This is a genomic window from Actinomadura harenae, from assembly GCF_003696215.1.
GTDB lineage: Bacteria > Actinomycetota > Actinomycetes > Streptosporangiales > Streptosporangiaceae > Spirillospora > Spirillospora harenae.
The window spans coordinates 17,647-28,023 of record NZ_RFFG01000103.1 but is presented as its reverse complement, the minus strand read 5'-3'; the positions used below and the strand labels follow the sequence as shown (position 1 = coordinate 28,023).

Here is a 10,377-nt window from a genome sequence, read left to right as displayed (position 1 = left end):
GGCGGCGGCGAGCGCCGGGAGGAGCAGGCGGCTCCGCCTCGGGGGCTGCGGGGCGAGGCCCATGGCGACGGCCTCGGCGCGGTCGCGCGGCAGGCGCTCCCCCGTGCCGACGGCCGTGCGGTAGGCGGGGTCCGAGCCGAGCGGGACGGCGTCCGCGGTCAGTTCGATCAGGCGGGGCAGCGGGACGCGCCGGGCCGGGTCCTTCTCGGCGCACATCCTGATGAGGGACGCGAGGCGGGGATCGACGCCCGCGACGTCGATGTCACCGGTGAGGGTGCGGTGGAGCAGGGCCTCGACCGGGCCGCGGCCGAACGGGGGACGGCCGGTGGCGGCGTAGGCGATCGTCCCGGCGAGGGAGAAGACGTCGGCGGCGAGGGTCTGGACCTGCTCGCGGATCACCTCGGGGGCGACGTAGCCGGGGGTTCCGGCCCAGGCGCCGGTGCGGGTGATCTGCGTCTGGTCGGAGCCGCGGGCGATGCCGAAGTCGATGAGGCGCGGGCCGTCCGGGGCGAGGATGACGTTGCCCGGTTTGAGGTCGCGGTGCTGGACGCCCTGCCCGTGGATCTCGGCGAGGCCGCGGGCGAGCGCCGCGCAAAGGCCCAGGCAGAGGCGTGGAGGCAGGGGGCCGTTGCGGTCGACGGCCTGCTTTAGGGTTAGGCTGGGGACGTGCTCGGTGGCCAGCCAGTACGGCGGCTCGGTGAGCCCGGCGGCGACCATCGCGGCGGCGTGGCGGCTGCGGACGCGTTCGGCGGTGGCGACCTCGCGGCGGAAGCGGGCGAGGGCCTGCGGGTCGTCCAGGCCGTCCCGGACCATCTTGAGCGCGACGTGCCGTCCGGATCCGGTGACGCCCAGGTAGACCTGGCCCATGCCGCCGGTGCCCAGGCGGGCCAGGACGGGGTAGCCGGCGATTTCGGGCGGGTCGCCTGGTTGCAGGGGTTCCATCCGCGTACCTCCGGGGGCGAATCCTCCCAGGGCGGTGACGCCGTGGCCAGAGGGCGGGTGGTGAAGGTCACCTGGGTTTGTGGACGGTTCGAGCATTCGGGCGCGTTAACGTTTTGTACTGACCGGTCAGTTCAAAAGTGGCGAGGGATCCGAGATGACGGAGGACGAGCGCTCCAGGACTCCGGCGGCGGACGGTGCGTCCGGGGGGAACAGCACCGCCGCCGCCGGTTCGGCCGCACCGGCGGCCCTGGCCGGGCCCGCGCCGGTGCGCGCCTCCGAGGGGGGCAGGCGCGCACGGCGCGGGCGGACGGCGGGCACGCCGGTGCGTGTCACGGCGGACGCCCTGGCGCTGCGCGGCAAGCGCGGCATGGTCTACGCGGACGTGTCGTTCGACGTTCCCGCGGGCGGGCTGCTCGCGGTGAGCGGCGCGGGCGGGACGGGCCGGACGGCCCTGCTGCTCACGCTCGGCGGGCGCATGAAGCCGTCCGGGGGACGCGCGAAGGTCGGGCCGTTCGAGGTGCCCGGCGACCTGCGGACCGTCCAGCGGATCACGGCGCTCGGCGTCATGCCCGGCGTGAACGAGCTGGACCCGGCGCTGACCGTCCGCGAGCACCTCGGTGAGGCGCTCGACCTGCGGGAGGGCGTGTTCGGCCGGTGGCGCGGACGGGCCCAGCGGGTCCGCCACGCGCTGGAGCGCGTCGGCCTCGGCGACCTCGACGTGCGGCTGTCCGCCGACGACCTCTCCCCCGAGGAGGCCCAGCTGCTCGGCGCCGCGTGCGCGCTGGTCGGCCGTCCCGGCCTCCTCCTGCTGGACGACGTGGACGAGGGCCTGCCCCTCGACCGGCAGCGCGCCCTCTGGGAGCGGCTGCGCGCCGTCGCCGACTCCGGCGTCACCGTCATCGCGTCCTGCCACGACCCCGCCCCGGCGCGGGGCCTCGCGCTCGACCTGTCCCTGGAGAACCCCCGATGAGACTTCCCACGCTGACGGCGGGCGAGCTGGAGCTGCGCCGCTTCCGAAGGCATCCGCTGACCCTGATCGCGCTGGTCGGGATGGTGCTGCTGCCGCTGCTGTACGCCGGGCTGTACCTGTGGTCGTTCTGGGACCCGTACGGCCGGATGCACAACCTGCCGGTCGCGCTGGTCGTGGACGACCGTCCCGCGAAGGCCGGGGACAAGAGCGTCGACGCCGGGCACGACCTGGCCGACCAGCTGAAGAAGCGGCAGGTCTTCGACTGGAGGACCGTCGACGGCACGACCGCCGAGAAGGGCGTCCGCGACGGGAAGTACTACATGTCGCTGACGATCCCGGCGGACTTCAGCGAGCGGATCGCCGGGGCGTCCGGGAAGGCGCTGCCGTCGCCCGCCGACCTCAAGGTCCGCATCAACGACTCGAACAACTACGTCGTCGGGACGCTCGCGCAGGCCGCGTTCAAGGAGATCGGCGCGGCGGCGGGCGACACGGCGGCGAAGGGGTACTTCGACCAGGTCTTCGTGTCGTTCGGGACGCTGCACGGGCAGCTGGAGCAGGCCGCGAAGGGCGCGGGCGAGCTCGCCGACGGGAACAAGAAGCTCGCCGAGGCGGGCGGCAAGGTCCAGGACGGCGCGGGCAAGCTCAAGCAGGGCATCGACAAGGCGCAGGGCGCGTCCCGGCAGATCACCGACGGGCTCGGGACGCTCCAGCAGGGCGCCGACCAGGTCGCGGCCGGGAACAAGAAGCTCGCGGCGGGCGTCCAGCAGCTCGACACGGCCGTGGGGACCGCGGCCGACACGATCGTCCCGCTGCTGCGGCAGCACGCGCCCGAGATCCGGGACGGGGCGCTGCTCGTGGCCCGGGGCGCGGACGCGCTGGCCGCGGGCGCCGGGGACCTCCCGGCGCAGAGCGCGGACGCGCTGCGGCGCGCCGAGGCCGCGCAGGCCCAGCTGAAGCAGTACCTGGCGGCGCACCCGGAGATCCCGGCGGACGTCCGGCAGCAGCTCACCGACTCGGCGGCGCAGGTCACCGGCGTCGCACGGCAGGTGAACACGTTCATCCGGTCCCACACCGGCGACCTCAAGCAGCTCGCGGCGAACGCGCAGCAGGTCAGGACCGCCGCCCAGAAGATCGCCAAGGACGCGCCGACGCTCGCGGGCAAGGTCGACGCCGCACGCAAGAACGTGGACAGGCTGAACGCGGGCGCGCAGCAGCTCGCCTCCGGTTCGGCGCAGCTGTCGACCGGGTCCGGCAAGCTCCTGGACGGCTCGACGCAGCTGACGTCCGGCATCGGGCAGCTCTCGGGCGGCGCGGTGTCGATGGAGACGGCGCTCGGGCAGATCAGCGACGGCAACGCCAAGGCCGCGCAGGGCGGCGGCGAGTTGTCCGGGAAGCTCGGCGAGGGCGCCGGGCAGGTCCCCGACTACGGCTCGGACGAGCGGAACTCCCGCGCGGACATGATGAGCAGCCCGGTCAAGCTCGCCAGCACGACCGACAACGCCGTCCCGAACTACGGCACCGGGTTCGCGCCGTTCTTCGTGCCGCTGTCGCTGTGGGTCGGCGGGATGATCGTCTACATGCTGCTGCGCCCGGTGAACCCGCGCGCCGCGGCCGGGACGGCGCCCGCCTGGCGGGTCGCCCTCGCGGGCTGGCTGCCCGCCGCCGCGATCGGCGTCGCGCAGGTCCTCGTGGTGCTCGCGGTGCTGCGCTGGGCGCCCGCGCTCGGCCTGCACGCCGAGCGGTGGCCGGGGCTGATCGCGTTCCTGGCGCTGGCGTCCGCGGCGTTCCTCTCGGTCATCCAGTGGGTGAACGTGAAGTTCGGGCCGGTCGGGCGGGTGATCGCGCTGGCGCTGCTGATGCTCCAGCTGACCTCGGCCGCCGGGACCTACCCGATCGAGACCAGCCCCGGGTTCTTCCAGGCCATCCGCCCGTTCATGCCGATGTCCTGGGTCGTGGACGGCGTGCGGCGGCTGATCAGCGGCGGGGAGATGACCCCGGTGTGGCAGGGTACGGGGGTGCTGGCGGCCTTCCTGGTCGGCGGGCTCGCGCTCACCGCCCTCGCCGTCCGCGGCAACCGGGTGTGGACGATGAAGCGTCTGCACCCCGTCCTCAAGCTCTGAGCGGAGACGAGACGTGAGCCGGACGGAGACGCGGGAGCGGCTGTTCACCGCGGCGATCGAGCTGATCGCCGAGCGGGGGTTCGCGGCCGCCTCGGTCGACGAGATCGCCGGGCGGGCGGGCTGCGCCAAGGGCACCGTCTACTACAACTTCGGCAGCAAGAACGCGCTGTTCACGGCGCTGCTGGAGTACGGGGTCGAGCGGTTCGGGGCCGCGCTGCGCGGCGCGGCCGAGGGGCTCGCGCCGCTGGACGCGCTGTCCGCGGTCGTCCGCGCGGAGCTGGTGTTCATCGGCGAGCACGAGTCGTTCGCGCGGCTGCTGATCGCCGAGACGTGGCGGGCGGGCGGCGACTGGCCGCAGGCGGCCCGGCTGATCCGGGAGCGCACGATCGACGTGGTCGGCGACGTCCTCCGGAGCGCCGTGGCCGCGGGTGACCTGCGCGCCGACCTGGACGTCGGCACCGCCGCGTCCGCGGTGTTCGGGATGGTGCTCCTGGTCGCGCTCGACTGGCGGACGCTCCAGCCGGACCGTCCCATGGACGAGGTCCACGCCACCCTGATGGACCTGCTCCGCGGCCGCATCACCACCTGACCGCCCGCCGGGGGCGTCAGTCCATGTCGCGGACCTCGGCGATGACGGACGGCATGGCGCGGTTGTTGGCCTCGATCCAGGCGAGCAGGACGCGCAGTGCGTCGTCGTCCACCCCGGCCATGCGCTCGCCGAACGCGCGCGCGACGGGTTCGAAGTACGCGCCGAACGCGGCGACGCGCTCGGGGACGGGCTCGACGATCACGCGGCGCCGGTCCTCCGGGTCGCGGCTGCGCCGGACGTAGCCCGCGCGCTCCAGCCGGTCGATCACGGCGGTGATCGCGCCGCCGGTGGTGATGCCCATCACCTGGGCGAGGCGGCCCGGCGTCTGCGGGCCGTCCAGGACGAGCGCGTTGATGCACTGGGCGTCGGTGACGTTGAGTCCCGCCTTGGCCGCCGTGGCGTGGTGCAGGAGCACCGTGTACATCGTGCTCCGCTGCATCGCCTCGCGGAGCTCCTCGACCGTCCGGGCCCGTTCGGGGGTCACCGATCACCTCCGGGAACATCTCTCGATATGCGAGACCTTACAGCGTCCCCAGGTCACGGCGGGGTTCACCGGCCTATCGGGCGGGGGTCCGGGTCACGGGCGGGCGCCGGGAGCGGCGCCCGCCCTCATCCGTCAGGGGTCGGACGGAGGGTCGGTGACGGCCGGTCAGTTACAGGACTTGCCCCACGCCTTCACGAGCGCGGTCGGCACCTTGCCGCACAGGGCGCCTCCGGTGTCGCCGACGTAGGCCCAGCTCTGCTGGCTGTCGTCCTTCTTCCAGACGTGCGGGCCGTCCTGCTGGGACATCGGGTCGTTCTTGAAGCCGATGTCGCCGGCGGCGTAGAACTCGACGCCGCCGTTCTTGCCGGTCACCTTGCCGAACAGGACGTGCTGCGGCGTCATGACGTTCGCACGCGTCCCCTTCGGATAGTTCTTCTTGGCCGCCGCGAAGTACGTGTCCTGCAGGGCGCCGGCCAGGTCCTCCGGCACCGGGAGCTTCGACGCCTTCAGCGAGCCCTCGGGCTTCGGGGACGAGCTCCCCCCGGGGGACGCGGAGGCGTCGGTGCCGCCGCCGGTGCCGTCCGTCCCGCCCGAGCCACCGCCCCCCTCGCCGGACGACGCGGTGGCCGCGACGTCGGTCTTCTTGTCATCGGACTTGGAACCGCCGCAGGCCGTGAGGGCCGGGGACGCGAGGCACATCGCCAGGGCGATGGCCGCTCCCCTCAGGATCGCTTTGTTCATGCGTCATGAGATACCGAGGGCGTCCGGAAGGTTGGCGGCCGAAGGTGATCTTTTTGCCCGTGCCCGATCCACCCGAAACGTGAAAAGCATCACCAGCGACGATCTATACTCGGCATTGGTCTGGACCACTGACCAGCGATCCGTGCCGTACCAGGGCTAACAGGCCCGCGAGCGGCGCGCGCGTCGAACACGATTCCGCGCGGGGGCGAGAGCTTGAGCACCAACATCATCTCCACCGAGACCGTCGGCCTCTCCTCCGGCGAGGAGGCGGCCGTATGCCTGCGGCTGTCCGGACTGGCCCCGGGCGAGCGCGGCACCCGGACCGTCACCGTCCGCTACTGCGGCGACCGTGACGCGGTCGTCGCGATGCGCGTCCGCCGCGAGGACGCCCGCTGCCCGCAGGCCGGGGACATCCGCGTCGGCATCTACGAGGAGTCCCTGCGGCGGCTCCCCTACCCGGTCTTCAGCGGCTCCCTCGCCGACTGCACCAGCCCCGACCGCCCCGAGCGCGGCTTCGGCAACTGGACGGCCCAGGGCGACGGCGCCCCGCACGAGGTCACCTACCAGGTCTGCTGGCACCTCCCCGAGGACGCCCCGGCCGACGACGCCGACCTCACCCTCACCTTCGCCGCCCGCGGCATCGCCTGACCAGGCCGTCCGCCCCACCCGACCAGGCCGTCCCGACCGCTTGATCAGGTGGTTCCGCCCGCCTCGGCGACCTCCCGCGCCCACCGGTAGTCGGCCTTGCCCGCCGGGGAGCGCCTCATCTCCGTCACGAACGCGTACGCGCGCGGCACCTTGTAGCCCGACAGGTGCCGGCGGCAGTGCGCGTCCAGATCGCCCGGATCCGGGGACGCGCCGGACGCCGGCTGCACGACGGCGGCGACCCGGGCGCCCCAGCGCTCGTCCGGGATCCCGGTGACGACCGCGTCGTACACGTCCGGATGGCCCTTGAGGACGGCCTCGACCTCCTCCGGGAAGACCTTCTCACCGCCGGTGTTGATCGCCTGCGAGCCGCGTCCGAACACCGAGATCGTGCCGTCCGCCTCGACCGTCGCGATGTCGCCCGTGAGCAGCCAGCGGCGGCCGTCCACCTCGGGGAACGTGCGCGCCGTCTTCTCCGGGTCGTTGTAGTAACCGCGTGCGATGTGCCCGGTGCGGGCGAGCTGCCCGATCACCCCCGACCCCGCCCGGACGGGCCGGAGCGCGTCGTCCAGGACGGCGATGTCCGGCACGTCGGGCGTGAACCGCAGGCCCTTCTCGGGCGAGGTGCCCGCGACGGCCTCGGCGGTCGAGCCCGACTCGGTCGAGCCGAACCGGTCCAGGATCATCGTGTCCGGCAGCAGCGCGGCGAGGCGGTCGCGGACCGTCCCGGTGAGGATCGCGCCGGTCGAGACGAACGCCAGCAGCGAGGACGTGTCGTAGCCGCCGCGCGCCAGCTCGTCCGCCATCGGGATCGCCATCGCGTCGCCGGTGATCGTCAGGGAGTTGACCCGCTCGCGCTCGATCGTCCGCCACACCTCGGCGGCCTCGAAGCGGCGCGCGTAGACGACGGTCGCGCCCATGCACCAGGAGATGAACGTGGCCTGCTGGGCCGCGCCGTGCATGAGCGGCGCGATCGGCATCATCACCATCGGCCCGGACGAGCGGGCCAGGTCGACGACGTCGGCGGGCTTGTCCGGGGGCGGGAAGGACGGGTTCCAGAACGCGCGGAGCATGCTCTCCACGCCCCACATGACGCCCTTGGGCATGCCCGTCGTGCCGCCCGTGTAGATGATGTAGGTGTCGTCGGCCGAGCGTTCCGGGAAGTCGCGGGCGGCGGGCTGCGCCGCGACGGCCTCGTCGTAGCGGACGGCCCCCTCGATCGACGACTCCCCGACGGAGATGAGATGCCGCAGGTCGGGGGCGTCGGGGAGGGCCGCGGCGACACGGTCGCCGAACTCGGCGTCGTAGATCAGCGCGACGCTGCCCGAGTCGCGGAAGAGGTAGCGCAGCTCGTCCTCGACGTACCGGTAGTTCACGTTGACCGGGACGGCGCGGATCTTCAGCGCGGCGAGGATCGCGGCGGCGTACTCGATCCCGTTGTAGAGCTGGATCGCGACGTGCCGGTGCGGTTCCACCCCGGCGGCGCGCAGGTGGTGGGCGAGCCGGTTGGCGTGCGCGTCCAGCTCGGCGTACGTCATGCGGCGGTCGCCGCAGACGACGGCGGTGCGGTCCCCGACCGCGTCGGAGACCCCCTCGAACAGATCGGCGTGGTTGAACTCCATCGGGGCCTCCGGGGGGTGGACGGGCCGGGCGCCCCGGACCCGTCCGGGCCGTGTGTTTCCTAGGGTTTGTCGCTGCCGACGATCCACATCGCGAAGAACTGCGCGCCGCCGCCGTAGGCGTGCCCGAGGGCGCGGCGCGCGCCGTCCACCTGGTGCTCCCCCGCCATGCCGCGCACCTGGAGCGCGGCCTCGGCGAACCGGATCATCCCGGACGCGCCGATCGGGTTGGACGACAGGACGCCGCCCGACGCGTTCCACGGGATGTCGCCGTCGAGCGCGGTCGCGCCGGCCTCGGTGAGCTTCCAGCCCTCGCCCTCGCCGCAGAAGCCGAGGTTCTCCAGCCACATCGGCTCGTACCAGGAGAAGGGGACGTACACCTCGGCGACGTCGATCTCGCGGCGCGGGTCGGTGATCCCGGCCTGCCGGTACACGTCGGCGGCGCAGTCGATGCCGCCCCGCGGGTTCACGGTGTCACGCCCGGCGAAGAAGATCGGCTCGGACCGCATCGCGGTGCCGTGCACCCAGGCGGGCTTGTGGGGGGCCTGTCTCGCGGCGTCCTCGGACGCCAGGACCATCGCGCACGCGCCGTCCGAGGACGGGCAGGTCTCCAGGTAGCGGATCGGCTCCCACAGCATGGGCGTCGCCTCGACCATCTCGCGCGAGATGCCGGGGATCTTGAGGTGCGCGTACTCGTTTCGCAGCGCGTTCCGCCGGTCCTTCACGGCGACGAGCGTGCCGATGTGGTCGGGGGCGCCGCTGCGCCGCATGTAGGCGCGGATGTGCGGGGCGAAGTAGCCGCCCGCGCCCACGACCAGGGACGTCGTGTACGGCCCGGACACGGTCAGCGCCCACGTCGCGTTCGACTCGGACTGCTTCTCCCACGCGACCGTGAGGACGCGGTCGTGCACGCCCGACTGGACGAGGCCCGCCGCGACGATCGCGGTCGAGCCGCCCACCGACCCGGCGGTGTGCACCCGCATGATCGGCTTCCCGGACGCGCCGAGCGCGTCGGCGAGGTACCCCTCCGGCGTCATCACGCCCTCGAACAGGTCGGGGGCCTTGCCGATGACGACGGCGTCGATGTCGGTCCAGGTCAGGCCCGCGTCGTCGAGCGCGCGGCGGGCGGCCTCGCGCAGCAGCCCGGCCATCGACACGTCGGGCCGCCTGGTCCGGTAGGCCGTCTGGCCCACGCCGATCACGGCGCACGGGTCACCCATCGCTTCGCTCTCCCGACATGACGCAGACGAGGTTCTGCTGGAGGCAGGGACCGGACGTGGCGTGCGCGAGGACGCGTCCCGCCGTCCCGTCGAGGATCCGCGCGGCGGCCTCGCCGACGCGGATCAGGCCGGTCGCCATCACCGGGTTCGCCGCGAGCGGACCGCCGGACGGGTTGACCGCGACACCGTCGCCGAGGTCCAGGGCGTCCCGCAGGATCAGTTCCTCGTGGCTGAACTGGGTGTGCAGTTCGGCGACCTCCACGCCGCCGGTGCCGCCCGCCTTCGCGGCGGCCAGGCGCGTGGACGGCGAGGACGTCAGGTCGCGGAACCCCGGCTGGTGCGGCTCGCTCCGATGGTCGATCCCCGTGATCCAGGCCGGGCGTCCGGCCAGCTCACGGGCCTTGTCCCCGGCCGCGAGGACGATCGCGGCGGCGCCGTCGGTGACGGGAGCGACGTCGTGCGGGCGCAGCGGCGCGACCTCGTACGGCTCGGCGTCGCCGGGGTCGTCCAGGTGGAGCGCGGACGGGTTGGCGCGTCCGTCCGTGCGGGCACGCGAGGCGACGGCGCGGAGCCGCCGCTCATCGGTGCCGGTGCGTTCGAGGTAGGCGCGGGCCTGGAGCGCGGCGAGCGAGACCTGGTCGACGCCGAGCGGCGCGAGGTAGTAGGGGTCGAGCCCTTGGGTGAAGACCTCCGGGTAGGAGCTCTGCGACGTCTTCCCGAACCCGTACACGAGCGCCGTGTCGATCTCGCCGTGCTGGAGCTTCACCCACGCCTCGTACAGCGCCCACGCGGCGTCCATCTCGACGTGGCTCTCGGAGATCGGCGGCCACGCGCCGACCGCGTCCAGCGCGGACACGAACGAGAAGGGCGCGCCTACCAGGTAGTCGTTCGATCCGGAGCAGGTGAAGCCGAAGCGCGTGACACCGGTCCGCCGCTTGATCTCGGTGATGACGGGGGCGAGCAGCTCGGTCTCGGAGAGCCCCGCGTCCTCGCCCTTGTGCCGGGTCTGCGCGAACGCCACGACCGCCACGGGGCGCATCAGGAGTG

General features: G+C 73.4%; 10 protein-coding genes. 4 read left to right on the top strand and 6 right to left on the bottom strand.

What is annotated here, in order from left to right:
* A partial coding sequence (locus EBO15_RS35470) for a serine/threonine-protein kinase (protein WP_158628449.1) occupies positions 1–942 on the bottom strand: 942 nt, incomplete at its 3' end.
* Between the two features lie 154 nt (positions 943–1,096).
* Here EBO15_RS35470 and EBO15_RS35465 point away from each other — a divergent pair.
* The 3 genes from EBO15_RS35465 to EBO15_RS35455 are packed head-to-tail and all read left to right on the top strand — an operon-like array spanning position 1,097 to position 4,621.
* Positions 1,097–1,912 carry an ATP-binding cassette domain-containing protein gene (locus tag EBO15_RS35465; protein WP_233616653.1) on the top strand — a complete coding sequence of 272 codons (816 nt, stop codon included), beginning with the start codon at positions 1,097–1,099 and terminating at the stop codon, positions 1,910–1,912.
* Positions 1,909–4,032, top strand: coding sequence for a YhgE/Pip domain-containing protein (locus EBO15_RS35460; RefSeq protein WP_122198848.1), 2,124 nt, complete (start codon positions 1,909–1,911; stop codon positions 4,030–4,032). The genes EBO15_RS35465 and EBO15_RS35460 overlap by 4 nt, the downstream gene beginning before the upstream one ends.
* 13 nt (positions 4,033–4,045) lie before the next feature.
* Complete coding sequence (locus EBO15_RS35455) at positions 4,046–4,621, top strand: TetR/AcrR family transcriptional regulator (RefSeq protein WP_122198847.1); 576 nt, start codon at positions 4,046–4,048, stop codon at positions 4,619–4,621.
* A 16-nt stretch (positions 4,622–4,637) separates the two neighbouring features.
* On the opposite strand, the gene EBO15_RS35450 is transcribed toward EBO15_RS35455, so the two are convergent.
* Complete coding sequence (locus tag EBO15_RS35450) at positions 4,638–5,105, bottom strand: MarR family winged helix-turn-helix transcriptional regulator (RefSeq protein ID WP_233616652.1); 468 nt, start codon at positions 5,103–5,105, stop codon at positions 4,638–4,640.
* A 165-nt stretch (positions 5,106–5,270) separates the two neighbouring features.
* The gene (locus EBO15_RS35445) at positions 5,271–5,846 is read right to left on the bottom strand and encodes a hypothetical protein (RefSeq protein ID WP_122198846.1); all 576 of its coding nucleotides are present in this window, start codon (positions 5,844–5,846) and stop codon (positions 5,271–5,273) included.
* 213 nt (positions 5,847–6,059) lie between these two features.
* Between EBO15_RS35445 and EBO15_RS35440 the strand changes: the two genes are divergently transcribed.
* Positions 6,060–6,494, top strand: coding sequence for a hypothetical protein (locus EBO15_RS35440; RefSeq protein ID WP_122198845.1), 435 nt, complete (start codon positions 6,060–6,062; stop codon positions 6,492–6,494).
* A 44-nt stretch (positions 6,495–6,538) separates the two neighbouring features.
* On the opposite strand, the gene EBO15_RS35435 is transcribed toward EBO15_RS35440, so the two are convergent.
* From EBO15_RS35435 to EBO15_RS35425, 3 genes are read right to left on the bottom strand one after another with little or no spacing between them, the layout of a single operon-like run.
* Positions 6,539–8,113 (bottom strand): acyl-CoA synthetase, encoded by a 1,575-nt coding sequence (locus tag EBO15_RS35435; RefSeq protein WP_122198844.1) that lies wholly within the window; start codon positions 8,111–8,113, stop codon positions 6,539–6,541.
* Positions 8,114–8,172: 59 nt separating this feature from the next.
* Entirely contained in the window at positions 8,173–9,330 is a 1,158-nt protein-coding gene (locus EBO15_RS35430) for a thiolase domain-containing protein (RefSeq protein WP_122198843.1), read from the bottom strand.
* Positions 9,323–10,369 carry a thiolase domain-containing protein gene (locus EBO15_RS35425; protein ID WP_122198842.1) on the bottom strand — a complete coding sequence of 349 codons (1,047 nt, stop codon included), beginning with the start codon at positions 10,367–10,369 and terminating at the stop codon, positions 9,323–9,325. The genes EBO15_RS35430 and EBO15_RS35425 overlap by 8 nt, the downstream gene beginning before the upstream one ends.
* Between the last annotated feature and the right edge of the window lie 8 nt (positions 10,370–10,377).